Consider the following 24,879-nt stretch of genomic DNA (forward strand, 5'->3'; position numbering starts at 1 on the left):
AAGTTGGATGAGAAGCTCAGGTGATGGGATGGATGTTTCGAAGCTGTCGGATACAGGGATGTACCCGTCAGAGCTACAGGGAAGTATTCGTGGCTTTGGAAATATCTATCCCATTGCCTGAGCGCCACGGAACTAGCGACAGTGTTCACACGTATTCATCAGAAGCCAGAAGCGCCTCAGGCACCGGCGCACAGACGCGAGCCTGAGCCCGCGCGCCTGTCATCGCGATAGTGGTTTCCCCCCCGCTTTGCTATTCTGCCGCGCCGGCAAGCATTGCCCGCCGGGAGAAACCAACGACCGATCACAATTCAACCGACAAACATGCCCAAAATCGCCGACAAGAAAGAAAAGACCGCCAAGACAGAACACACGCCAATGATGCAGCAATACCTGCGCATCAAAGCACAGCACCCCCAGGAGCTGGTTTTCTACCGCATGGGGGACTTCTACGAACTGTTCTACGACGACGCCAAAAAGGCCGCGGAGTTGCTGGATGTGACCCTGACCGCCCGCGGCAAATCCGGCGGGCAGCCGATTCCGATGGCGGGTATCCCCTACCACGCGGTGGAAGGCTACCTGGCGCGATTGATCAAACTGGGCGAGTCGGTGGCCATCTGCGAGCAGATCGGCGACCCGGCGGCGAGCAAGGGTCCGGTGGAACGCAAAGTAGTGCGCATCGTCACCCCCGGCACCGTCACCGACGAAGCGCTGCTGAACGAACGCCGCGACAACCTGCTGGCAGCCGCCGCCGAAACCGGCGGCACCTACGGCCTGGCGCTGCTGGACTTGGCCACCGGCCGCTTTGTGGTGCAGGAAGTGGACACCCTGGAGGCACTGGCGGAACAGGTGCACCGACACGGCCCCGCGGAGCTGCTGGTAGCGGAAGATCTGCCGCTGCCCGCGGACATTGAACGCCGCCCCGGCCTGCGCCGCCGCGCGCCCTGGGAATTCGAGCTGGAAACGGCGTTACAACTGCTGAACCGGCAATTTGGCACTCTCAACCTGGAGGCCTTTGGCTGCAGCCACATGCACGCTGCAATCGGCGCCGCCGGCTGCCTGCTACAGTACGCCCGCGACACCCAGCGCACCGAACTGCCCCATATACGCAGTCTGCAAACCGAGAGCGGCGACGAAACCGTGGCGTTGGATTCCGCTTCCCGCCGCAACTTGGAAATCGACCAAAACCTGTCCGGCGGCGATGACAATACCCTGCTGTCGGTGTTCGACAGCTGTAAAACCGCAATGGGCAGCCGTCTGCTGCGCCGCTGGCTGAACAACCCCCTGCGGCAACTGACCACGCTGCACAACCGCCAGACCGCCGTGGCGGCACTACTGCAAGACTACCGCTTCGAACCCCTGCGGGACGCCTTGAAACCGGTTGGGGATATGGAGCGCATCCTCGGCCGCCTGGCACTGCGCTCCGCGCGCCCGCGGGACCTGGCGCGCCTGGGGCAATCCCTGGCCCAGTTCCCGGAAATACAAAGGCAGCTGGCGGAGACAGATGCCCCCCTGCTCGCGGAGCTGGCGCGGGATATCGGCGAATGGCCGGAAACCGTGGAACTCCTGCAGCGGGCCCTGGTGGAAAACCCGCCGGTGGTGATCCGCGACGGTGGCGTCATCGCCCCCGGTTACGACGCGGAGCTGGACGAATTGCGTGGAATCAGTGAAAACGCCGGCGACTATCTCATCCAGCTGGAAGCGCGGGAGAAGGAACGCACCGGCATCCCGACGCTAAAGGTGGGCTACAACCGGGTACACGGCTACTTTATTGAAATCAGCCGCGGCCAGAGCGACAAGGCCCCGGCGGAATACATCCGCCGCCAGACGTTAAAAAACGCCGAGCGCTTTATCACTCCGGAGCTGAAAGAATTTGAGGACAAGGCGCTGTCCGCCAAGAGCCGCGCCCTGGCGCGAGAGAAAGCCCTCTACGAAGCGCTAATCGACAAGTTAAACCTGTCTCTGGCGGAACTGCAGCTGGCCGCTGCCGGCGTATCGCAACTGGATGTCCTCGCCTGTCTGGCCGAGCGCGCCGACAACCTGCGCCTGTGCCGCCCCGAACTCGGCACCGAACCCGGCTTGCATATCCGCGCCGGCCGCCACCCGGTGGTCGAGCAGGTGCTGGACGAACCCTTCGTGGCCAACGATATCGAACTGCGCGACGACCGCCGCATGCTGGTGATCACCGGCCCCAACATGGGCGGTAAATCCACCTATATGCGCCAGACGGCACTGATCGCCCTGCTGGCCCATGTGGGCAGCTATGTGCCGGCGGACGCGGCCAAAATCGGCCTGCTGGACCGCATCTTCACCCGCATCGGCAGCGCCGATGACCTGGCGGGTGGCCGCTCCACATTTATGGTGGAAATGACCGAGACCGCCAATATCCTGCGCAACGCCACCGAGCACAGCCTGGTGCTCATGGACGAAATCGGGCGCGGCACCAGCACCTACGATGGCCTCTCCCTGGCCTGGGCCTGCGCTCACTATCTGTCAGATCAGGTGCGCGCCTTCACCCTGTTTGCGACCCATTACTTCGAACTGACTGATTTGCCGCAACAGTGCCCCCTGGCCGCCAATATCCACCTGGACGCCACCGAGCACGGCGACGACATCGTCTTCCTGCACCGCATCCAGGAAGGCCCCGCGTCCAAGAGTTACGGTCTGCAGGTGGCCAAGCTGGCGGGGATGCCCGGCGAAGTGCTGGAAGAAGCCAAACAGCGCCTGGCGGCGCTGGAATCCGGCGCCGCGACGGCCGCGGAGGCAGTGCGGCCGGAAGTGTCCCCGACCCCACCGGCCCCGCAGCCCCGCCCCGAGCCCGCGTCACCACAGCAGGTGGACCTCTTCGGCGCCCCCAGCCACCCGGCGGTGGAAGCCCTGGAAGAACTGGACCCGGACAATCTGACGCCGCGCCAGGCGCTGGAAAAACTCTACGAGTTGCAGAAACTGCTGTAACCGCCGCTAAGCGGGCGGCTTTGGTGGCCGCCGCCCGCCCTTCGGTTATAAACACCCAACCAATTCGACTGAAAAGCCACTACAATTCGCGCCAGCAGCTGATAAAATCCGCAGCTTCACAGAATCATGGCCCCGTCAGTAAAGGGCGTAGCGAGGGACAAAGATGACATTCGTAATTGGGGAAAACTGCATCAAGTGTAAATACACCGACTGTGTGGAAGTCTGCCCGGTGGACTGTTTTTACGAAGGCCCCAACTTCCTGGTAATCCACCCCGACGAGTGTATCGATTGTGCCCTGTGTGAACCCGAATGCCCCGCCAACGCGATCTACTCAGAGGATGAGGTACCCGAAGATCAGCTGGAATTTATTGAACTGAACGCGGAGCTGGCGGAGATCTGGCCCAATATCACTGAGAAAAAAGACCCACTGCCGGACGCCGAAGAGTGGGACGGCAAAAAAGGCAAACTGGAGCATCTAGAGCGCTGAACCAATCAACGAAAAGCCGTCACCGACGGCTTTTCTTTTATTTGCCGCGCGAAGCGGCCACTGTCTTTACCTGTCTCTCTGCGGCTCAAGGCCCAGCACATCCGCCACCCGGTTAAACCCCACCACCAGCTCCATCACCGCCAGGGCCTCGATGATTTCATCGTCCCGGGCACCCAGCTTCTGCGCCTTGGAAATCAGATGCTCACCGTGATCGTTGGGCGACAGATTAGCCTTGCGGGCCAAATCGAATAGCACATGCTCTTTCTCGGAATAGTGCACATGCTTGGGATCAACGCGAATGCGCATCACTTCCGCCGGATCCACCCCCAAATCTTCCAGATTGCTGCTGTGGTGGTAAATGCCGTAATTGCAGTGGTTGTCCGCGGAAATCACCAGCCCCATCCCCTCCTTGAGCTGCGGCGACAGGACACCGTGCACCATCACCGCCTTAAACCGGTGCCAGCTGGCCTCTAACAGATCCGGCTGGTGTGCAAACGCGCGGAAGATACTGGGAATCGCGCCCAGCTCATCCTCAATCTCGGCAAAGACCGCCTCCACCCTGTCTTCCGTCGGGAATTCCACCAGAGGAATCCGGCTCATAATCCACCTTTCCACTATTGGCTCCATTGACCGCAACCGCTTTCTACCCAAGCCGCACACTGTATATAATCCCAGCATGCGAAAAATCATCCACTGCGATTGCGACTGTTTCTACGCGTCGGTCGAAATGCGGGACGACCCGAATCTGCGCGGTCGCCCACTCGCCGTGGGCGGTGCCAGCGACAGGCGCGGGGTGATCTCCACTTGCAATTACGAGGCGCGCAGCTACGGCGTGCGTTCCGCCATGCCCACGGCGCAGGCAAAAAAGCTCTGCCCTGAATTGATTGTAGTACCCGGCAACATGAACAAATATCGCGAGGTCAGCCGCCAGATCCGGGATATTTTTCTGCGTTACAGCGAAACCATTGAACCCCTGTCGCTGGACGAGGCATATCTGGATGTCAGCCACAGCGACCACTGCCAGGGCAGCGCCACCCTGATGGCGGAAGCCATACGCCGGCAAGTGCGCGAGGAATTGGGCATCACCATCTCCGCCGGGGTGGCGCCGAACAAATTTCTCGCCAAGGTCGCCAGCGACTGGCGCAAACCCGATGGACTCACGGTGATCACACCGGACGCGGTGGACCAGTTTGTACTGCGCCTGCCGGTGGCGAAGATCCACGGCGTAGGAAGAGTGACAGCGGAAAAAATGCGCCGACGGGGCATCCACACCTGCGCGGACCTGCGCACCATTTCCCTGATCGAGCTGACTCAGGATTACGGAAAGTTCGGCCGCCGCCTGTATGAACTGTGCCGGGGTATCGACGAGCGTCCCGTCAACGGCGACGGCTCACGCAAAAGCCTTAGTATCGAACACACCTTCAGCGAGGACCTCAAGAGCCTGGAGGAGTGGTTGGAACAGCTGACCGGGCTCTATATGCGCCTGCTGCAACGTATGGAAAAACTGGGCGACCGCTACACAATCAGCGGTGCCACAGTGAAAGTGAAATACAATGATTTTTCCATTATGACCCAAGAGCGGGCCAGCCATACCTGCCGTATTTCCGAGTTCAGACAGCTGCTGTGCCAGTGCTGGCACAGACGGCCGGCCCCTATCCGCCTGCTGGGGATGGGGGTAAAACTCAAAGACTTGCGCGCAGAAATGGGACCGGAACAACTGCCGTTGCCATTGCCGGAGCCGAACGCGTTTCCGGCGTAAATAAATCACGCAAAAACCACCGGGCACCCACCGGTCAAAAAATCTGGCGTAGCCCCCACCCCCCGACGCCGGGCCACAATGAAGCGATAACTATACTTCCCACACAGGCGATACGAGCAGGTCAATGAAAAAAGCGCTGCCCAGTGCCCTAGTCGGCTGGTTTCTGAGTTATGCCCGCAAACTGGAGCACCCGCAGCTGTTCAGGTGGGTGGTCGCTATTTTTCTGGTGGACCTGTTGATTCCCGACCTACTGCCCTTTGCCGACGAAGTACTTCTGGGCCTGGCCACACTCTACCTGGGAACCCGGAAAAACAGGCGCGCACAGACACCAGCGAAAGAAAAATATGACGGCACAGGGAAAGATGAGCGGTCAACGGAAGAGTCGCCGGCCGACCGCCGCGACACGCACCGCCACTGATCTGCCCAACGTATTGCAACTCGAGAACAGTCTTACCAGCGCACGGAGGCGCGGCAATTTGTCACGGAAAGACTACCGGCAGCTGAGCGATGAATCCCTGCTGGACTATTATCACTCCACGCGAAATATCAAAGCCTTTCGCGAGCTCTACGCACGCCACAAGGACTGCCTCTACCGCTACTGTGTACAAATGGACCCCGCGGTGGCAAACGAGGTACTGGAAATTCTTTGGAACGGCTTGCTCGAACACCCGCCGCAGTTGAGCGGCCGCCTTTTGCGCAGCTGGCTGTTCATCCAGGTCAATAAACTGCTGCGCAACCATGCCTGCCAAAATGCGCAGGCGCCCAGGCGAGTGCCTCCTGCTCAAAGCCGCGCTCTGCAAGGCATACAGCAGTTGCCGAGAATCGAACGCAACATACTGCTGCTGCACATAGAGTGCGCCCTGCCCCTGGCGACGGTGGCAGATATAGAACGTATTTCCCTTAAGCGCTGCAAAGAGCACTATCGCCGCGGCAAAGAAAAACTGGAAGAATTTCTCTACGGGCCGCAAAGACAACCCTGGCGACTCAAAGCGGTTGAAGGAGTGGCGCAATGAATGACTGGGAACACCAATACCGGAATGCCGTTGCCGATATCACCTCCCCCGCAGCACTCGACGAAAAAATCCTGCAGCGTGCCAAGCAATTCCGGCCGCCCCAGACAGAGAACCGCTGGCTATCCAGGGCCGCGGGTGGATGCACGGCTCTGGCAGTGATGATTCTCCTGGTGCACCCGGCCCAATATCTGGGTGCGCTGACCCCCGAGTTGCGCGCGGCAAAGAACACGCAGGCATCTCCCCTACACAACTGGCAACCCGAAAGCGCGCCGCAGGCGGCGCCGGACCCCTGGTTCGATCTACGCAGCCAGGTGCAGGCGGGCAGCTATATGGAACTCTGCCGCCTGTGGCGGCGTCAGCAGCAGGGAACGCTTGCCGAGAGGCTGCCCCGCGACCTGGAAAACAAAGCAAAAACCCATTGCCGGCTGCTGCCTGTCAACCGATAACCAATATCACTTTGCCCCGCGCGCGGCGTTCGGTAATCGAGGCAAAGGCCCGCGCATATTCCTCAAAGGGGTAAACCTCGGTGGTGAGTGGATTCAAACTGCCATCCTCCACCATCTGCAGCAGCTCGGCAAAATTGCGCAGATTCGCCTGGGGGTCGCGCTGCGCCCAGCTGCCCCAGAAAATGCCCATGATATCCCCCGCCTTGAGCAGCGGCAGGTTGAGCGGCAACCTGGGAATATCACCGGAGGCAAAGCCAATCACTAAGTAGCGGCCGCTCCAAGCAATGGAGCGGTAAGCCTGCTCCGTGTAATCACCGCCCACCGGGTCCAGAATCACATCGGCACCCTGGCCGTCAGTGAGCGCTTTGATCCGCTCTTTCAGGTTTTCCCGCGAGTAATTGATTACATCATCCGCGCCCACTTCGCGGCAAAATGCCAGCCTATCGTCGCTGGACGCACAGGCGATGACCCGCGCTCCCAGAGCCTTGCCCAATTGGATTGCTGTGACGCCTACGCCTCCGGCGGCACCCAGCACCACCAGGGTTTCCCCTTTCTCCAGTGCGGCGCGCTGCTTCAGCGCATAGTAAGAAGTGGCATAAGTGATACAGAATCCGGCGGCCTGTTCGAAGGAAAGCTTGTCCGGCATGGGCACCAGCAAATGCGACTTCACTTGCACCTGCTCGGCAAAAGCGGACAGGCCCGGCATGGCAATCACCCGGTCGCCTACCTTGAAACTTGTCACCGCATCACCGACAGCACTCACCACACCGGCACACTCGCCACCAGGAATAAACGGCAGTGGCGGCTTGATTTGATATTTGCCGGCAATAATCAGTGTGTCGGGGAAGTTGATCCCCGCGGCCCGAACATCGATCCGCACTTCGTCATTTTTCAGCGGCGGCAGCGCTTGGTCCCCAATCACCAACTGTTCCGCGGTGCCGTATTCCCGACAAATCAGTGCGCGCATGCTTGTCTCCCATCTAGCTTTGCAGTCTCTTCACAGCCGGAGCATGAATAAATGAGCAGCTTCTTAAGGAACCTCTGATTAATTCGCGTGGACACTATGGTAGCTTCCGGGGCGCTCAGGCAATAGGACGTACATTTCGAAAACGCACGAGTACTTCCCTGTAGCTCCGACGGTTTCGAAATGTACGTCCTATCACCTGAGCTTCACATCCGCCCCCGAAGCGCCTCTGCCACCAGAAAGTGACTTAAACAGAGGTTCCTTAAAAGGCTGAAACGCCGCCATCCACCGCCAGCGCCTGCCCGGTAATATAGGTGAGTGCGGGGGAGCAGAAGAAGAGCATGGCGTTAACTACCTCTCGCGGCTCCGCCAGCCGTTTCATCGGACAACCACTGGCCAAATATGCCTGCATCTGGTCGCCGCTAACGCCGTCCGGTGGCTGCAAGTCCGTCACCATTCTGGTCAGGGTGAAAAAGGGGCAGACCGCATTGACGCGAATATTGTATTTAGCGTTTTCCACCGCCGCCGTGCGGGTCAGGCCAATCACCGCGTGCTTGGCCGCCGAATAGGTGGCCGCTTTGGGCGCGGCGCCGAGTCCGGCCATGGAACTGACATTGAGGATAATGCCCGAGCGCCTCGGCTTCATCGCTTTCAGCTGGTGTTTAAGGCAGAAATAAACGCCCTTCACGTTGACGTTGTGCTGTTTTTCCAGCACCCCCGCATCCACCGTCTCAAGGGCCTGCATGGGCGGAGCGATACCCGCGTTGTTGACCGCGATATCCAGTGAACCAAACTGGGACAGAGCAAGTTCCACCAGCGCGGCGCAATCGCTTTCGACAGAAACATCGCAACGCTGCGCGCGCACAGCAATACCTTCTGCTTCCAGTTCCCGCGCCACTTCCTGCACGCCGCGCTCGTCGATATCACCCAATATTAATTGCGCGCCGCGAATGCCCAGTTCCCGCGCCAAACCTGCGCCGAGGCCTCCGGCGGCACCGGTGATCAGCGCCACCCTGCCGTTGAAGTCCAGAAGAGGATCGCGTTCCATTAAACACCTCCGCAACAAACCAGGCCTCCGTCGACAACGACACACTCGCCGGTGGTATAGCTGGAAGCGTCGGACACCAAATAGAGAACCGTTCCCGCCATTTCCTCCGGCTCCGCATGGCGGTGCATGGGGATATGCTCAATGGCGGTCTTGTAGATTTCTTCGTGAGTGAACAACGCACCGGCAAATTTCGTGCGCGTGAGCCCCGGAAGCAGCGCGTTGACGCGGATATTGAACTGGGCACATTCTTTGGCAAAAGCCTTGGTCATATTGACGACCGCGGCCTTGGTAATGGAATAAATTCCCTGGCCCACACCCGGCTGCAAAGCATTGACGGAAGCGGTATTCACAATACAGCCGCCCCCCTGCGCACGCATCAGTTTGCCGGCCTCGACCGACATAAAGAAATAACCGCGAATATTGACATCCACGGTCTTCTGAAAAGCCCCCAGGTCTGTGTCGAGGATATGACCGAAATAGGGATTGGTGGCCGCATTGTTCACCAGAATATCCAGGCGGCCATGCTTCTGGCGGATGCCGTCGAACAGCGCGGCTATGTCGTCCATATTACCGATATGGCAGGGCACGGCCTCCGCCGAACCGCCGACGTCGACAATTGCCTCCGCAACCGCGCGGCAGCCTTCGATTTTGCGGCTGGAAACCAGCACATGGGCGCCCTGCTCCGCCAGCAGTTTGGCAACGGCTTCACCGATGCCGCGGCTGGCCCCCGTTACCAGGGCGATTTTTCCTCTGAGGTCAAACAAATTGGTAGCCATTCGCCTATCTCCGTTGATGTCCTGCGCCGCGGGACGGGAGCGCCCGCTGCGAAAAGTCAGCCGTCGGTCTCGATAACGTCCAACGCCATAAGAGCCACCGGTTCCACCAGCCTGCCCAGTGTTGCCGCATTTTTATTGGAGGCATTGCCATCCTGCGCGCGCTTGGCCACGCCCTGGATAATGGCGGCCAGGCGGAAGAAGCTGAACGCCAGATAGAAGGCCCAATTATCGATTCCGCCAATCCCCATGCGTTCGCAATAGCGCGCCACATATTCCCGCTCCGAAGGAATCCCCAGCGCCGCCCTGTCCAGGCCCATCAGGCCGGATATCTTGCCGCCGTCGGCGGGCATACGCATTTGCATACACTGGTAGGCGAGATCGGCGAAGGGGTGGCCCAGGGTGGAGAGTTCCCAGTCGAGCAAGGCGACCGCCCGCGCCTCGCGGTGGTGAAACATAATGTTATCCAGGCGGTAGTCGCCGTGTACCAGCGCCACACGGCCATCGTCTTCGGGAAGGTTTTTCGCCAACCATGCCATCAGGGATTCCATGGCACCGATGCGGGAAAGTTCCGATGCCCGATACTGACCGCGCCAGCGCTCAAACTGGCGCTCAAAATAATTGCCCGGGCGGCCGTAATCGGAAAGTCCCACAGATTCGATATCCACACTGTGCAGCGCCGCCAGCACCCGGTTCATCTCGTCGTAGATCGCCGTGCGCTGGCGCTCGTCCACTTCCGGCAGGTCGGCGTGCCAAAAAATACGTCCTTCACAATATTCCATGACAAAAAAGAGTGACCCGATCAACGTCGGGTCCTCGCACAGATGCATCACCCGCGGCACGGGCACGTCTGTATCCGCCAGTGCGCGCATGACCCGGAATTCCCGGTCCACCGCGTGGGCGGATTTCAGCAACTTGCCCGGCGGCTGGCGGCGCAATACATAAAGACCGGATGCCGCTTCAAGCTTGAAGGTGGGATTCGACTGGCCGCCGGAAAATTTGCGCACGGAAAGCGGGCCGCGAAATCCGTCGATATGCGCGGCCAGATATTTTTCCAGGCTTTCCAGCGGCAGCTGTGCCACCGCGTCGCGCTGTTGTGCAGTTTTTTGTTCCATGCGCCGCTCCCGTGTCAGTCTTGCGCGCCGTAGCGGGCCGCCAGGTTGCGCCCCAGTTGCATCATATGCACCTGATCCGGGCCATCCGCCAGACGCACAGTGCGCGCATAAGCGTAGTGCTGCGCCAGGTTGTAGTCCTGACTCAATCCGGCGGCACCATGAATTTGTATCGCGCGGTCGATCACCCTGCAGGCCATTTGCGGCGCCACGATTTTGATCATGGCGATCAAATCCCTGGCCGCCTTGTTGCCGTATTTATCCATCTGATCCGCGGCTTTCAGTGTCAGCAGACGCGCCTGTTCTATTTCGCAGGCGCTTTTGGCAATGTCCTCCCGCACCGAGCCCTGCGCACTCATCCGGCGGCCGAAAACAACGCGCTGCTCCGCGCGCCTGGCCATCATTTCCAAAGCCCTTTGAGCCTGGCCAATCAGGCGCATACAGTGGTGGATACGCCCAGGTCCCAAGCGCCCCTGTGCGATTTCAAAGCCCCGCCCCTCGCCCAGAATCAAGTTGGCCGCAGGCACGCGCACATTGTCAAAGATCACTTCCGCGTGTCCCTCGGGGGCATCGTCGTAACCGAACACAGTCATCGGGCGAATGATTTCGACGCCCGGTGTATCGGTGGGCACCAAAATCTGCGACTGCTGCCGGTGGCGATCGGGATTGGTTGGATCTGTTTTTCCCATTACGATCAGAATCCTGCAGCGCCGGTTCATCAGCCCGCTGATGTAAAACTTGTGACCGTTGATGACATAGTCATCGCCGTCGCGAACTATGGATGTCTCGATATTGGTTGCGTCGGAAGACGCCACCTTGGGCTCTGTCATCGCAAAAGCGGAGCGGATTTCCCCGGCCAGTAACGGCGCCAACCACTGTTTCTGCTGCTGCGGACTGCCGTACCGGGCGAGCACCTCCATGTTGCCGGTGTCCGGCGCACTGCAGTTGAATACTTCCGAAGACCAGACCACCTTGCCCATTTCCTCCGCCAGGGGCGCGTATTCGAGATTCGACAACCCCGCGCCGAATTGCGGGTCCGGCATAAAAAGATTCCACAGCCCTTGTTCGCGGGCCCGCGCTTTTAATTCCGACAGCAGCGGCGGTTCGCCCCAGGGGTCGGCTCGCAACTGTTCATGAAAGGCCTCTTCAGCGGGATAGATGTGTTCGCCCATAAATTTTTTCAGGCGATTTAGCAGTTGTTGCACCTTGGGGGAATATTCAAAATCCATCGCGCGCTCTAGCTGTAGGTGATAAATTTCCGCCGCCCTTCCCTTTCGAGATGCGGCACGTGGTTGAAACTGTGCAGGGCGATACCGTCGGCACCGATAAAAAAGCGGCTTACCGCCGTATTTTTTATTTGCAGATTGAGCCTGGTCACCGTCTCTGCGGGGCCGCCCAACACCCGGCACACCAGCATCGCAATAGCGCCGCCGGAACTGACCACCAGGGTTTTACTGCCTTTCGGCGCGTCTGCGATCAACTCCAGAGCGTCTTCGATACGCCGCTCAAAATCACACCAGCGCTCCAGCGGATGGATCTCCCCCGCTGCCCAGGCCAACATGGCCTTTTTCAGGAAACGGTAAAACTCAGAGCGGCCGGTACCGGGTGGCGGCACCGATTGCGGATCGCGCTCACCGTAGCACTGCAGCACACTGTGAAAATCAAATTCATTGAGCTGCGGCGCCAGCCGTACCCGGGAGCCGTCCATTTCCAGCCCCTCACAGATGCCCTGTGCCGTTTCCCGGTGCCGCAACAGGTCGCCACAGAGAATCCGGTCGAATGCCACACCCACCTCGCGCCAGTGTTCCCCCAGCCAGCGCGCCTGACGCCAGCCCAGTGGGGATAACTTGTCGTAATCATCGGCGCCGAATGAGGCCTGCCCGTGGCGCACCGTGTAAAACTCAGCCAATGCTTTCTCCCCGGTTTGATCTCCACATTAGCCTCGGCCATTGGATCATTGAAGTTTATTATGCGAATATTCAATCATTCACAATGTTTATGATGGGTGCCGCCTGTGCAGCTGCAGCAAATGGATATGAATCTCTTCCTGGTGCTGGAAGCGATCTACAGCGAGCGCAATCTGACCCGCGCGGCACAGCGGCTGCACATTACCCAACCGGCGGTCAGCAATGCGCTGGCCCGCCTGCGGCGCACGCTGGACGACCCCCTGTTCACCCGCACCCCCTCGGGCATGCAGCCCACGCCCTTGACCGAGCGCATCATGCCCAAAGTTCAGCAAGGGCTGGCGCTGCTCGGCGGCAGCCTGAATGAACAGCGCCAGTTCGACCCAGCCGCTGCGCGCAAGACCCTGCGCCTGTCGATGAATGACATGGCCGAAACGCTGTTACTGCCGCGGCTTCTGGAGCGGCTGCAGCAGCTGGCGCCCGGAATCCGTGTGGAGTCCTACTATGTACCCCGGGACCAGTTGGCAAAGGAGCTGGCCGCCAATACGCTGGATTTCGGTCTCGATATACCCCTGCCTACAGCCACGCAGCTTAAGCAGCAGCGCCTTATCCGCGACCGCTATCTGTGCATGCTGCGCGCCGACCACCCACTGGCGAAGCAAGACAGCCTGACCCTGGAGCAATACCTGCAACTGGAGCATATCCACGTATCCAGCCGCCGCAGTGGCCCCGGCCTGGTGGATATCGCCTTGAACAAACTGGGCCGCCAGCGGGAGATCAAGCTGCGCGTGCAACACTATCGGGTAGCGCCACTGGTGGTACTGCGCAGTGACCTGGCACTGACGGTGCCCGCGAGCCTCGCCGATCAGTTTCCGGCACGGCGGTTCGAATTACCCTTTCAGATTCCCCAGATAGACTGGCATCTGTTGTGGCACAAAAACCAGCACGATGATCCAGCCAACCGATGGCTGCGGGCTCAGCTAATGGATCTGGTACACCTCTGACACTTTCGCACCAGCCAGCGGTGAGGCGGGGGGGCGCTCAAGCAATAGGGTAGAGGCAGCGAATAAGCGCGGCTCATGGATACACAACCCCGAACAGGCCAAAGAATTCGACCGGATTGGTCACTGCCGCAACATTTCCGGCTTGTTATTCTCCACCGCAGCTATATGCAACTTCTTGCATATCTTGTCCGTCACAAGAAGAGAGAATCGCCATGTCCCAAGCTTACCCCCACCTGCTGGCCCCGCTGGACCTGGGCTTTACCACACTGAAAAACCGGGTGCTGATGGGCTCGATGCACACCAACCTGGAAGAGCACGCTGGCGGATTTACACGGCTGGCGGCCTTTTATGCCGAGCGCGCCCGCGGCGGTGTGGGCCTGATTGTGACCGGCGGTATAGCGCCCAACGAGGAGGGCGGAGTCTTCGCGGGTTCCGCCAAAATGACCACGCCGGAAGAAGCCCAGCACCACCGCGAAATTACCGAAGCTGTACACGCCGAAGGCGGCAAAATCTGTATGCAGATACTGCATACCGGCCGCTATGCCTACAACCAAAACCTGGTTGCTCCCTCGCCCATCCAGGCCCCGATCAACCCCTTTACCCCACGCGAGCTGACGAGTGAGGAAATCGAAGGCCAGATCGACGACTATGTGCGCTGTGCCACCCTGGCCCGCGAAGCCGGTTACGACGGCGTTGAAATCATGGGTTCGGAAGGCTATTTCATCAATCAATTCATCGTCTCCCGCACCAACAAACGCACTGACGAATGGGGCGGCAGCTTCGAAAATCGCATCCGCCTGCCAATTGAAATTGTGCGCCGTGTGCGCGAAGCAGTAGGCGATGATTTTATTATTATCTATCGGCTGTCCATGCTCGATCTGGTCGAGGACGGCAGCACCTTTGAAGAAGTGGTCGCCCTCGGCAAAGCGATCGAAAAAGCGGGCGCGACCATCATCAACACCGGCATCGGCTGGCATGAGGCCCGCGTTCCCACCATTGCCACCGCTGTGCCCCGCGCCGCATTTACGGAAATTACCGCCAAAGTGAAGCAGCACTTAAGCGTGCCGGTAATCACCAGCAACCGAATCAATATGCCCCAAGTGGCCGAAGAGGTGCTGGCCGCAGGTCACGCGGATATGGTCTCCATGGCACGGCCCTTCCTTGCCGATCCCGAGTTCGTCAACAAAGCGGCACAAAATCGCGCCGACGAAATCAACACCTGTATCGGCTGCAACCAGGCTTGCCTGGACCACACTTTTGAACTAAAGCTGACTTCCTGTCTCGTAAACCCCCGCGCCTGTCACGAAACAGAGCTGCAATATCTCCCTACAGACAACCCCAAAACTATTGCCGTAGTCGGCGCGGGTCCCGCCGGCCTGGCAGCGGCAACAGTGGCGGCGGAGCGCGGTCACAAAGTAACCCTCTTTGAAGCCGAGGAAAAAATTGGCGGTCAGTTCAATATCGCCAAACGCATTCCCGGCAAAGCCGAATTTGAGGAAACCCTGCGCTATTTCAACCGCCGCCTCGAAACCACTGGTGTCGATGTGAGACTCAACACCCGCGCCAGCGCAAGTGACCTGCAGAAATTCGACGAAGTCATTATCGCTACCGGCATACACCCGCGCACACCGCCAATTCCCGGTATCGAACACGAAAAAGTACTGAGCTACCTGGACGTACTGAAATACGGCAAACCGGTGGGACAGAAGGTGGCGATTATCGGTGCCGGCGGTATCGGCTTCGATGTGGCCGAATACCTTACCCACGACGGCGACAGCCACGGAGAGCTGACGCCCATTGGCAAACAGGAATTCTTCGACGAATGGGGTGTGGATATCCAACTGGAACACCGCGCCGGCCTCAAGCAGCCCGCACCGGTCTCGGCTCCGCGCCAGGTGACACTGTTGCAGCGTAAAACTACCAAGGTGGGCGCAGGACTCGGCAAAACCACCGGCTGGATTCACCGCACCAGCCTCAAACATCGCCATGTGCAAATGATCGCCGGTGCCAGCTATGAAAAAATCGACGACCGCGGCTTACATATCCGCGTCGGCGATCAGGAGCAGTTACTGGAAGTGGACAATGTCGTCATCTGCGCCGGCCAGGAACCCGCGCGGGATCTGTACGATGCATTACAGGGTAGTGGCGTCAGTGTTCATCTGATCGGCGGCGCCGATGAAGCCGCTGAGCTGGACGCCAAGCGGGCGATCAATCAGGGCTCGCGATTGGCGGCGGAACTTTAAAATACCTCAGAGCCATTCGCTCAAGACCTGTGAAGTGCCCGCCCGGACTTAGGAACCTCTGATTAATTCGCGTGAACACTATGGTGGCTTCCGGGGCGCTCAGGCAATAGGACGGACATTTCGAAAACGCACGAGTACTTCCCTGTATCCGACGGTTTCGAAATAGCCATCCTATCACCTGAGCTTCTCATCTAGCTCCAAAGAATTTTTACCGTCAGGAAGCGAATTAATCAGAGGTTCCTTAATCATTTCGCCAAAAACTTCCCCCTTTCGCTCAGCGCGATTTCACGTCAATTTCACCGCAATAATCCCCAACAGGCAGTATCCGGCACCGGGTCTATACTTTTTTTCGCCGTAGCGAAATAAACGGGCTTCACTCTATCCCAGGGAAAAAATGATGCCCGGTCTGGCGAATCCATCGGTCGGCCTTTCTGCGCGCGGGCCGGGCATTACATTGCCCCGCAAAGACATCACCGCTGAATACAACGCTTTCGTTGGACCGCCAACAATATTTCAGAGGTTAAATATTCATCCAGTAGGCGCTTCTGCGAATACACAGGCGCGCCAAAATCCACAGCCAACACGTTAAAAACATGTCCCTCTCCAAACTGTTGATGCAAACCCGCCCCGCCGTTGAAAAAGCGCTGCGCGAACTCACACCGCCATATACTTTGTTTTTTTCCGTGAGTGACGGCAAACAGCGGGCCAAGGTTCAACACGCCAGCGCAAAGGATTTCGCCACCGCCTGGCAGACGGCCGCCGCGATGGCGCGGCGCGCCGCCAACGCGTCCAAGATGGATGTCTGCTGGCTTAGGGTGGACTGGATTTTCGAAGCGGAGTCCATGACCTGGGGCGATTTAAAGCGGCGTTTCGAAGCGACCAAACGCGCCTATTTCCGCTACGGCATCGCCCTGGACCCGGAATATCAATACGCCTTCCTGGAACAGGAACTAAACGGCAATGCCATGATTTATGGTGGCAATAAAATCAGCCACGCCGTCATCAACGAAAAAAATTTCCGCTCCTATGTCCGCAGACGCTACGGCAACCAGTTGGAAGTCGATTTTTCCGATGAAAAAACGGTCTTCGTACTATCCACCAAAGGGATTTTTTGCGATGCGTGCGGAAGCCCGGTACCACTCTACGGACCGGGACGCAATGCCGGTCGGCGCATTATTGAAACACTCGATGAAGACAGTGTCACCCGACTCATTGAAACCAGCAGCCAATACCTGGCCAGCCAGGTAAAACCCAGCGGCCGCTTTTACTACGGCTGGCACGCCTGTTACGACAAATATATCGATACCTACAATACCCTGCGGCACACCAGCAGCACCTACGCCATGCTGGAAGCTTGGGAAGTGACCGGGGATCAAAAGTTAAAAGACGCCATCGACCGGTCGATCACCTACCTGACGGAAAAACTCATCCAGCGGGTCACCCTGCCATCCGGTGCAGACGCCGCCTTCCTGGTGGAGAGCAACGGCGAAATAAAACTCGGCGGCAATGCCGTGTGCCTGCTCGCCCTTGTGAAGTTCACCGAGCTCACCAAATCGGAACAATACCTGCCGCTGATGGATGAATTGGCACTCGGCATTCAATACATGCAAGACCCGCATAGCGGTAAATTCGTGCATGTGCTGCAATTCCCGGATCTCACCGTCAAGGAGGCGTTCCGCATTGTCTACTACGACGGTGAAGCGGCTTTCGGGTTGATGCGTCTCTACGGGCTCACTCGCAACCCCCGCTGGCTGGCCATGGTGGAAAAAGCCTTTGCCTACTTTATTGCCGCCAGACACTGGAGAGCCCACGATCACTGGCTGAGCTACTGTGTCAATGAGTTGACGCTCTACCGCCCGGAAGAGAAGTACTATCAGTTCGGTATCCGCAACGTCGCCGACTATCTGGACTTTGTGGAAAACCGCATCACCACCTTCCCCACCCTGCTCGAACTGATGATGGCGGCGCAAAAGATGATTGCCCGCCTGCAGCGGGAGGAGCGCTTTGCGCACCTGCTGACGCAAATAAACCTGGACTGGTTTTACCGCGCACTGCACAAGCGGGCCCACTACCTGCTCAACGGCTACTTCTGGCCGGAATTCGCCATGTTCTTCCGCAACCCGCAGCGAATCACCGGCAGCTTTTTTATCCGCCACCACGCCTTCCGCGTGCGTATCGACGATGTGGAGCACTATCTGTCCGGATTTGTGGCTTATCGGAACTATTTACGCAACGGCGGACAGGCGGCAGCGCCCACGCCCCTTGTGGACGAAACCCTGCACCCGGTTGCGCCGCAAAGCGACACGCCAGTGGCAGCCTGGGGAGGCGATGTCAACCTGGCGCGGCGCCAGCACTACCGCACTGCAGAGTTGGGAGAAGAAGCGGTACTGGGAAAAATCCCCGCGCTCAACGACGCCGACCTCAGTATCGTCAACCTGGAATGCGTGGTGGCAACCAGCGGCGAACAGGGCGTCGACAAAGGGGAATCCGCCCCCTACTACTACCGCGCCAGACCGGAAATGCTGCGGCAACTGGCAGCTGCGAAAATCGACGTGGTCACCACCGCCAACAACCACAGCGGGGATTACGGCCCCGAAGCGCTGCTGGAGCAGTGCCGCTGGCTGGATGCGGTCGGTATCGGCCACACCGGCGCCGGGCCCAATCTGAACGCCGCTTTGACACCGGTAATCCGCCCCGCCGGCCCGCTCAACGTGGCTATTTTTTCCGTGGACGCAACCCAGCGGCGTTTCGCCGCCAGCGAGGACTCGCCCGGCTGTGCCCACCTGCCTCTGTCAAACCCACAGTTGTGGATAGCGCAACTGGCGCCGCGGATACAGGCGGCGCGGCAGCGGGCACAGGTGGTACTGGTCGCGGTTCACTGGGGTCCCAACCTGGAAACCCACCCAGGGCTGGAGGAAATCGCTGTGGGCCAGGCAATCATCGATGCCGGCGCCGACGCTGTGCTCGGGGCCAGCGCCCACCTACTACAGGGCATTGAGATTTATCGCGAACGCCCGATCATCCACGACGCCGGCGACCTGCTCTTCGATGCCGTGCGCCACACCCTTGCCGACAGCGGCGTCTTCCGCCTGGAGCTCAGCCACCGGGGGGTGGAAAAAGTCCACTTCGTGCCCGTAGGCGCGGGTTTCGGTTTCAGCCGTCAGTTGACTGGGGACAAAGCCTTAGCCGCAAGCCGCCGTTACGCAGAGTTGTGCGCAAAACTTGGCACCAGTATGCAACTGCTCGAAGACGGCAGTGCCACCATTACCCTGGCCCCGCCGGACAGACCCCGAGTCGAGCGGGAACCGGTGGCCCCCACCCGCTACAACCTGGACGCGCTCATCCATACCCCCCGCCCGACAAATCCCGCCTGGCAGGTGGACTCAGTGCCCGAAGATGCGAGGATTTCCCCGCGCCGTTTCGGCCCGCTCACACTGGTGGGATTGCGTTTCCATCCGCGCGAGATCAAGTCGCGGCAGCTGCTGTGGGTGGAATCCTTCTGGACCGCGGATGAAATACCGAGCAAAGACTACCGCATTGATTTCCGCGCTGTCCCCACGGAGAAAACGTCCATGCCCTACTGGGGAAAAGCCATGGACCACGATCCCTGCGACTGGCAGATGCCCACCAGCCGCTGGCAGCCAGGCGTCATTTACCGGGATTTCTACGGCCTCAGGCCACCGGCCCCCAAAACTCTGACAAAAGCCAAGCTGCAACTGCACCTGGGGCTGATCGCCGCGGGGGAAACCATCGATCCCGTCCCGCTGGAAGGCATGGTCACCCATATCGATATCGAGGCGAAAAACAGCGCTGCCAAACAGAAAAAACCGCCCCACTACCGAACAGATTTTCCCCCGCTGGTACACGAGCACCACCCCGGCCAGACATGGAACGCCGAACAGCTGTTAGCGGTCACCGGCGGCCGCTGGCTGGTGGAACCGCCGCAGGGGTGGTTTGTGCGCAGCGTGGTCTCCGGCAAAGGGTTTATCCCGCAGTCCCTGGCCCCGGTCCTGTTCGTGGCCCACACCAACCTGGACCGCGCCTTCCACGAACAGAGCACCACGCCCTGGCCCAAAGGCTGGGACCTGCACAAAAAACTGCCCAGCTTCGCCGACACTATCGCCGGTGCTATCGTCGCCAGACCAGTACCCGGACTGCCGACCCAACTACCGGTATTGCAAGTGGACGACCCCATCAAGACGATTATCGAACTCGGCTTTGCCGCGCGCAGCCGCTTCCACGGCGACGTTATTGCAATTACCGGTACCGCAGGCAAATCCACCACCCTGAAAATGCTGGGGCAAATGCTCGGCAGCCGGGAAAAAGCGCTCACCAGCCTCGGCAATTACAATTCCCGTGTCGGCGCCCCCTCCATGCTCGCCAGCCTGAATGGCGACCACGAAGCCGCAGTGATCGAAGTGGCGCAGAGCGCGCTGTGGATGAAGCGCGGCCCCATTACACGGCAGATCAAACCCACCATTGCACTGATTACCGAGATCGGCCTCTCCCAGACCACCAAGCGGGTAAAAACCGTGCAGGACACCGCAAAGTGGAAATCCCGTATTTTCGACGGCCTCACAGGCCGTGCAGTCGCTGTTGTCGGGGAACATTTGCAATGCTTTGATTACGTGATGCAACAGGCGCGTAAACACGCACAGCGCGTTGTGATTTTCGGCAGCAGCGACGCCGCGGAAATACAGATAGTGGATATACGCGGCGACGAAGAAGGCAGCTGGGTAACTCTGCGCACGCCAGATCAACAGCTCCAATTTCGCGTGGCTGCGCCCAGCACCGGCATGGTCTACAACGCCGTGGCAGCCCTCTCCGCCGTCTACGCCATGGAACGGGACCTCGAGGCGGCGGCGCAAACCCTGCAACATCTGCAGTTGGACGAAGGACACCTGCAGCGCCTCCAACTGGACCTGGGCGGCCGCCTGCTGAGTGTGATCGACGACAGCTGGAATGCCACTATCAGCTCCATGCTGAACGCTTTTTCCGTATTTGAACAGACTCCGGTAAACGACGGCGGGCGCAAAATCGCCGTACTCGGGCGCATCGTACATCTCGGCGAACAAGCCAGGGCGCTGCACCACAAGCTGGCGGAACCTCTGCTCGCCAGCGGCGCGGACTGGGTAATCACGCACGGTGATGAGATGCGCTACTTGCGCGAACAGCTTCCGGAAACAATACTCGGCCCGCATTTCTCCACAGCGGCGCCACTGGTCCGCTATCTGGCGGAATTCGCACGCAGCGCGGACCTGATATTAATCAAAGGCTCCCGGAGGGATTCCGATTTTGGCGATGTACCCCGTCTTTTGATGGAGGAAGCACAGAAGAGCAGCAGTTATACGGAGGTTCCTTAAGGAGCCTACGGGCAACTTTCTGCACGGAGAAAGAGACGCTTTCCGACAGATAGAAAGCCAGGATCATGGCGTGAACAGTTTCTCTGCGCGCCCAAACTCATGACGGCGCCCCTAAAAATACATCGTCACTGTCTCAGGAAACCCCACCCAAGGCACACATGGTATTCATACGCCGCTTTACAGAGCTGGTTTCCAGCTTCACATTGAAAGCGATACAAATCCGCAGCGATTTATCCTCCACCGGATTGACATAGTGATGCAGCCAATTCGGAAAGAGCACCATTCTGCCAGCCCGCGGCAGCAATTTGACCCGGCCACCGAAATTGCTGTCGGGCAGTTCCGTGGCAATACAGAGCATTCTGGGGTCGAGAAACTCAATATTCCCACTGCTCTTGCATTTTTCCTTCACAAGACGCGACTTGACATAGTAAACACCGGACCAGGTACAAGACTCGTGATTGTGGATTTTCCGGTAACTGTCTGCCCGGGATACATTGGCCCAGGCATGGGCAAACATATCCTCCGGTTTCGGATTGTACTTGCCCTTGGTGGCTTTGAACGTAATTTCCCTGACCGCGTCTACGATAAAAGCCTTAAACTGCTGAACCTCTGCATAGGGCCACTCCAGGAAATCCTTGTTGGAATCCCAGCTGCCGATATTCGAACGCTGGACTGTCGGCGCTTTTGCCTCCTTTTCCAGAATAATCTTGCTCAGCCGTTGGTTTAAATCAGCGGAATCCCCCCAGTCCCGCACCAATATCGGCGTGCAGAAAACAGACTTGACGACATGCATCGGCATGCTCCCTACCTCAAAAACCGCTGCTTCACGCGCTCTGGATATTCAATTCAGTACTTTCAAAAAGTAATCATCCCTAGCGGCGAACAATAAATGTCCGAAGACCGGCAGACGGATACTCTTTCAGCGAAATCCCGGATACCGAGGCGGCGGGTGGCCCTAGCTCACACAGTGCCAACAGGGCATCCACCGCCTTCTCTCTTCCCTCCATAAACACTTCCACCTTTCCATCTGGCGTATTGCGCGCCCAGCCGTGGACAGCGTGTAATACGGCTTGCCTTTCCAGCCAGTTGCGGAAGCCGACACCCTGCACCCGCCCTTCTATGGTTGCGAATACACAACGGTTGGGCAGAGATTGATCAGCCAGCTCGGGGAAAAGCGCTCGGATCAGTACCCCGGCCAGATCGCGGCCCAGGCCGCAATCGGGGAAGTGATGCAGGGAAAGATTGGGATGACAAAGCACATCATTCACTTTCCAGGTCTGTCGGTCCGGAGAGCGACGGATATCCGTGGCAATAAGATCAATACCGGCAATAAATGGATTGAAAGTTGCATTAACCGCCTCTATAGCGATACGCGCAAACCCGGGATGAATTTCATCACTGACGTCCCGGTTACCGCGATCAAAACGGCACTTCTCTCCCTTCTTGCCGGAGTGAATGCCGCCACTGACACCTGCTACCAGCGTATTGTTAACGACAACCAGGCGATACTGCATATAAGGTGCTCTATCCGAAGGATGGACAGAGGCAAATACGCCCCGCTGCTGCAAAAGCTCTAATAACCAGCGACGGTTGCGGCTTGCCTTGCGGGAAATTACATTGGTTCTATCCGGCAGGCCCTTGTAAAAGGTGACGGAATTGTGTTGCGAAGAAAGGACATACAAATTGTCCGCCAGATCCTCCACCGTGAGATTACAGGCGTAGGCCGCTTGTTTGATTAATTCTACCTGGCGATCCGTATTTTTTGATAATAAAGGCTCACAGGTGGCGTAGGTGTAGGGTTCTGCCAATACCAGCGGGTACTCATCGGTTGTACCGGTGTTTTGCGGCTGTTTCTTGAAGACAAAATCGAGCAAGGCATCCGGCACATCGACCGGCCTGCCGTAACCGGGAAAAACGGCATCGGAAATACCGGGATTGGAATTCACCTCTATAACCCAAATACGCTCACGTTCTCCGGAGTCATCGAGCATTAAATCCACACCGACCTGTGGCAATCCCGGAAAAGCCCTGGCCGCCTCCTCTGCTACCCGCAACACCGAGGGATTGATATGGTCAATACACTGTACCACTTCACCACCGACAGACACATTGGCCACACTGGCCAGCCAGACCCTTTCGTTCTCAGCGGGAACATCGTTCAAAGAGCGCCCTTGACGCTCCAGAAGATCGAAACGCTTGAGCATATCGATCCTTAGACTCGGGTTCAGCTTGCGGCGCTCATTCTTACGCTCCACCAACTCCGCTATGGTACTGACACCATCTCCAACCACATTGGCGGGGATTCGGATATAAGCCGCCACCGCACTGCCCCCGATCACAATGACACGGAGGTCATACCCTTTAATCGACTGCTCGACAATGACCTCGCTCGCGGACGCGCTGGCATTCTCCCAAGCAATCTGAAACTCCTCTACGGTGGATACGCCCGCGCTGACTCCGGTTCCATGTGCACCGTCCACGGGCTTTAACGCCACAGGAAAATGACACTGTTCAAAATACTGCAAAGCGTCATCATAACGGGTAAACACTTCTCCCGCCGGGACCTGTACCCCCCTGCGCGCCAGCAAAATCTTTGCCAAGTGTTTTTTACGTGCGCAATAGCTGAAGACCGTCGAGTTCTCCGGCGAGTTTTGCAGAAAAAGCACCCGCCGGTTTTCATCCGAAATCTCGTAAACCAATCCCCGGTGCATATTGACATTCAGCCCACGCTTTTCAGCCGCGGCACTGATGAGGGAAATACCCACGGACCGGCTGTGCAAATGCGGGGACTCTTCGTAATTATTTTCCCGCTCCGTGATTTCCTCCAAACCTTCCGGAAGACTAATATCCATCCTTCCCATCCCGGTGTATTTTCCAGTGCACATTTACATCCGTATAGCGAGAATAACCTCGAAAACTTTTCGGCCAAAGATTGGACCACACCCAGGAAAAATCCCGGTTGAGAACAATTTTTTTCGCTTTGCCGACACCGAAGCCGTAACCGAATTTTGGATCCAGGGCAAGATTCGGGTCCACTGGAATCCACTTCCCATGCAAATAGACTTCCGCCGAGTGATGGTTTGGCTGACGGAATTCCGTTCTGGAGGTAAACAAAAAATCTGTTGTCATCCGTGCCGGAAATCCCATCGCCCTCGCTAGAGCGACAAACAGGGCCGCAAATTCGGTACAGTCACCCTTGCCGTGCTTTATCGCGTAGAGCGCCCCTTCCGTGGGCTGCACCCGGTACTCAATCATCTGCTGCGGCAATAAAAACGCCGCCCTTAACCTTTCCTCATCCGTTTCGTATGTTCGCTCTATCTGCGCCGCGAGGCGTTGGATGGCACTGGAATTCGATTCGATATATTTCCTCGGCTGCAAATAATACACAGCGGGATTCGGATCAACGGAGTCCGGCACCTTTCGATAATTGTAGGAGGATAACTCCAGGTCAAAGTGCACTCTTCTGACAGATGTGGTCCTGGCGGGAATATTCCATCGCAACTCCACGTAATCGCTGTCGCCACGCCGGTGCGCCTTGCGTTCAAAGCCTTCCGGATAATCGTAGCGGATAGCGACCAGTTTTTGCTGCATATGGTCGCTGACAGGGACGGAAAATCTGTGGACATACCCGTCGATATTCCGGTCTGAATTGTTGACTACTGTAACTTCCGCTGTCAGTGTGACCGGCTGTGCTGAGGCGGCGAACCCCAGGCTGGCTCCGAGCCAGTCAAACAACAGCAAGAGCGTTGAAAACAGCTTTTTCCTGCCCGTCATATTACCGCCAACCGCTCACAAACCGTTTACAACGGAG

At 58.3% G+C, this 24,879-nt stretch carries 19 protein-coding genes; 9 read left to right on the top strand and 10 right to left on the bottom strand.

All coding sequences use genetic code 11. From position 1 onward, the window contains the following. Positions 1–321 precede the first annotated feature (321 nt). Positions 322–2,952, top strand: a complete 2,631-nt coding sequence (mutS, locus tag A3224_RS10365; RefSeq protein ID WP_082817483.1) for a DNA mismatch repair protein MutS — start codon at positions 322–324, stop codon at positions 2,950–2,952. Between the two features lie 163 nt (positions 2,953–3,115). Then, entirely contained in the window at positions 3,116–3,439 is a 324-nt protein-coding gene (gene fdxA / locus A3224_RS10370; RefSeq protein ID WP_067154147.1) for a ferredoxin FdxA, read from the top strand. A 66-nt stretch (positions 3,440–3,505) separates the two neighbouring features. Here the strand turns inward: fdxA and A3224_RS10375 are convergent, their stop codons facing one another. Then, entirely contained in the window at positions 3,506–4,039 is a 534-nt protein-coding gene (locus A3224_RS10375; protein ID WP_067154149.1) for a carboxymuconolactone decarboxylase family protein, read from the bottom strand. Positions 4,040–4,115: 76 nt separating this feature from the next. On the opposite strand from A3224_RS10375, the gene dinB reads away from it, so the two are divergent. The 4 genes from dinB (at position 4,116) to A3224_RS10395 (ending at position 6,657) form a co-directional block, all read left to right on the top strand. After that, entirely contained in the window at positions 4,116–5,198 is a 1,083-nt protein-coding gene (gene dinB / locus A3224_RS10380) for a DNA polymerase IV (protein ID WP_067154151.1), read from the top strand. A gap of 124 nt (positions 5,199–5,322) precedes the next feature. Further along, entirely contained in the window at positions 5,323–5,616 is a 294-nt protein-coding gene (locus A3224_RS10385) for a DUF6116 family protein (RefSeq protein WP_156481464.1), read from the top strand. After that, complete coding sequence (locus tag A3224_RS10390) at positions 5,561–6,211, top strand: RNA polymerase sigma factor (RefSeq protein ID WP_231902355.1); 651 nt, start codon at positions 5,561–5,563, stop codon at positions 6,209–6,211. Before A3224_RS10385 ends, A3224_RS10390 begins: the two co-directional genes overlap by 56 nt. Beyond that, on the top strand, positions 6,208–6,657 hold the full coding sequence (locus A3224_RS10395; protein WP_067154156.1) for a hypothetical protein: 450 nt from the start codon (positions 6,208–6,210) through the stop codon (positions 6,655–6,657). The genes A3224_RS10390 and A3224_RS10395 overlap by 4 nt, the downstream gene beginning before the upstream one ends. Here the strand turns inward: A3224_RS10395 and A3224_RS10400 are convergent. The 6 genes from A3224_RS10400 to A3224_RS10425 form a co-directional block, all read right to left on the bottom strand. Continuing rightward, the gene (locus tag A3224_RS10400) at positions 6,647–7,624 is read right to left on the bottom strand and encodes an NADPH:quinone oxidoreductase family protein (protein WP_067154158.1); all 978 of its coding nucleotides are present in this window, start codon (positions 7,622–7,624) and stop codon (positions 6,647–6,649) included. The genes A3224_RS10395 and A3224_RS10400 overlap by 11 nt on opposite strands. Before the next feature lie 259 nt (positions 7,625–7,883). Beyond that, positions 7,884–8,669, bottom strand: a complete 786-nt coding sequence (locus tag A3224_RS10405) for an SDR family NAD(P)-dependent oxidoreductase (RefSeq protein ID WP_067154160.1) — start codon at positions 8,667–8,669, stop codon at positions 7,884–7,886. Next, positions 8,669–9,445 carry an SDR family oxidoreductase gene (locus A3224_RS10410; RefSeq protein ID WP_067154163.1) on the bottom strand — a complete coding sequence of 259 codons (777 nt, stop codon included), beginning with the start codon at positions 9,443–9,445 and terminating at the stop codon, positions 8,669–8,671. The genes A3224_RS10405 and A3224_RS10410 overlap by 1 nt, the downstream gene beginning before the upstream one ends. Before the next feature lie 56 nt (positions 9,446–9,501). After that, positions 9,502–10,557 carry a phosphotransferase gene (locus tag A3224_RS10415; protein WP_067154166.1) on the bottom strand — a complete coding sequence of 352 codons (1,056 nt, stop codon included), beginning with the start codon at positions 10,555–10,557 and terminating at the stop codon, positions 9,502–9,504. A gap of 14 nt (positions 10,558–10,571) precedes the next feature. Then, the gene (locus A3224_RS10420; protein ID WP_067154169.1) at positions 10,572–11,783 is read right to left on the bottom strand and encodes an acyl-CoA dehydrogenase family protein; all 1,212 of its coding nucleotides are present in this window, start codon (positions 11,781–11,783) and stop codon (positions 10,572–10,574) included. An 8-nt stretch (positions 11,784–11,791) separates the two neighbouring features. Continuing rightward, positions 11,792–12,463, bottom strand: a complete 672-nt coding sequence (locus A3224_RS10425; protein WP_067154171.1) for a histidine phosphatase family protein — start codon at positions 12,461–12,463, stop codon at positions 11,792–11,794. A 105-nt stretch (positions 12,464–12,568) separates the two neighbouring features. On the opposite strand from A3224_RS10425, the gene A3224_RS10430 reads away from it, so the two are divergent. The 3 genes from A3224_RS10430 to A3224_RS10440 all read left to right on the top strand — a co-directional run bounded on the left by A3224_RS10430 (position 12,569) and on the right by A3224_RS10440 (position 21,068). Continuing rightward, complete coding sequence (locus A3224_RS10430) at positions 12,569–13,462, top strand: LysR family transcriptional regulator (RefSeq protein ID WP_067154173.1); 894 nt, start codon at positions 12,569–12,571, stop codon at positions 13,460–13,462. Between the two features lie 212 nt (positions 13,463–13,674). Next, positions 13,675–15,705, top strand: coding sequence for an NADPH-dependent 2,4-dienoyl-CoA reductase (locus A3224_RS10435; RefSeq protein ID WP_067154176.1), 2,031 nt, complete (start codon positions 13,675–13,677; stop codon positions 15,703–15,705). Between the two features lie 593 nt (positions 15,706–16,298). Further along, positions 16,299–21,068: a CapA family protein gene (locus A3224_RS10440; RefSeq protein ID WP_067154179.1), complete on the top strand. Its 4,770-nt coding sequence runs from the start codon at positions 16,299–16,301 to the stop codon at positions 21,066–21,068. 133 nt (positions 21,069–21,201) lie between these two features. Here the strand turns inward: A3224_RS10440 and A3224_RS10445 are convergent, their stop codons facing one another. From A3224_RS10445 to A3224_RS10455, 3 genes are all read right to left on the bottom strand, one after another. Continuing rightward, the gene (locus tag A3224_RS10445) at positions 21,202–21,867 is read right to left on the bottom strand and encodes a TIGR02466 family protein (protein WP_231902356.1); all 666 of its coding nucleotides are present in this window, start codon (positions 21,865–21,867) and stop codon (positions 21,202–21,204) included. Between the two features lie 73 nt (positions 21,868–21,940). Next, positions 21,941–23,920: an acylphosphatase gene (locus A3224_RS10450; protein ID WP_067154182.1), complete on the bottom strand. Its 1,980-nt coding sequence runs from the start codon at positions 23,918–23,920 to the stop codon at positions 21,941–21,943. Beyond that, the gene (locus tag A3224_RS10455; RefSeq protein ID WP_082817485.1) at positions 23,910–24,842 is read right to left on the bottom strand and encodes a transglutaminase-like domain-containing protein; all 933 of its coding nucleotides are present in this window, start codon (positions 24,840–24,842) and stop codon (positions 23,910–23,912) included. The genes A3224_RS10450 and A3224_RS10455 overlap by 11 nt, the downstream gene beginning before the upstream one ends. Positions 24,843–24,879 lie beyond the last annotated feature (37 nt).

The organism is Microbulbifer thermotolerans, from assembly GCF_001617625.1.
Lineage (GTDB): Bacteria > Pseudomonadota > Gammaproteobacteria > Pseudomonadales > Cellvibrionaceae > Microbulbifer > Microbulbifer thermotolerans.

Bases quoted from the DNA above. Each gene is read 5' to 3' on its own strand.
- mutS (WP_082817483.1), top strand. From the start codon at position 322: ATGCCCAAAATCGCCGACAAGAAAGAAAAGACCGCCAAGACAGAACAC.
- fdxA (WP_067154147.1), top strand. From the start codon at position 3,116: ATGACATTCGTAATTGGGGAAAACTGCATCAAGTGTAAATACACCGAC.
- A3224_RS10375 (WP_067154149.1), bottom strand. From the start codon at position 4,039: ATGAGCCGGATTCCTCTGGTGGAATTCCCGACGGAAGACAGGGTGGAG.
- dinB (WP_067154151.1), top strand. From the start codon at position 4,116: ATGCGAAAAATCATCCACTGCGATTGCGACTGTTTCTACGCGTCGGTC.
- A3224_RS10385 (WP_156481464.1), top strand. From the start codon at position 5,323: ATGAAAAAAGCGCTGCCCAGTGCCCTAGTCGGCTGGTTTCTGAGTTAT.
- A3224_RS10390 (WP_231902355.1), top strand. From the start codon at position 5,561: ATGAGCGGTCAACGGAAGAGTCGCCGGCCGACCGCCGCGACACGCACC.
- A3224_RS10395 (WP_067154156.1), top strand. From the start codon at position 6,208: ATGAATGACTGGGAACACCAATACCGGAATGCCGTTGCCGATATCACC.
- A3224_RS10400 (WP_067154158.1), bottom strand. From the start codon at position 7,624: ATGCGCGCACTGATTTGTCGGGAATACGGCACCGCGGAACAGTTGGTG.
- A3224_RS10405 (WP_067154160.1), bottom strand. From the start codon at position 8,669: ATGGAACGCGATCCTCTTCTGGACTTCAACGGCAGGGTGGCGCTGATC.
- A3224_RS10410 (WP_067154163.1), bottom strand. From the start codon at position 9,445: ATGGCTACCAATTTGTTTGACCTCAGAGGAAAAATCGCCCTGGTAACG.
- A3224_RS10415 (WP_067154166.1), bottom strand. From the start codon at position 10,557: ATGGAACAAAAAACTGCACAACAGCGCGACGCGGTGGCACAGCTGCCG.
- A3224_RS10420 (WP_067154169.1), bottom strand. From the start codon at position 11,783: ATGGATTTTGAATATTCCCCCAAGGTGCAACAACTGCTAAATCGCCTG.
- A3224_RS10435 (WP_067154176.1), top strand. From the start codon at position 13,675: ATGTCCCAAGCTTACCCCCACCTGCTGGCCCCGCTGGACCTGGGCTTT.
- A3224_RS10440 (WP_067154179.1), top strand. From the start codon at position 16,299: ATGTCCCTCTCCAAACTGTTGATGCAAACCCGCCCCGCCGTTGAAAAA.
- A3224_RS10445 (WP_231902356.1), bottom strand. From the start codon at position 21,867: ATGCCGATGCATGTCGTCAAGTCTGTTTTCTGCACGCCGATATTGGTG.
- A3224_RS10450 (WP_067154182.1), bottom strand. From the start codon at position 23,920: ATGGATATTAGTCTTCCGGAAGGTTTGGAGGAAATCACGGAGCGGGAA.
- A3224_RS10455 (WP_082817485.1), bottom strand. From the start codon at position 24,842: ATGACGGGCAGGAAAAAGCTGTTTTCAACGCTCTTGCTGTTGTTTGAC.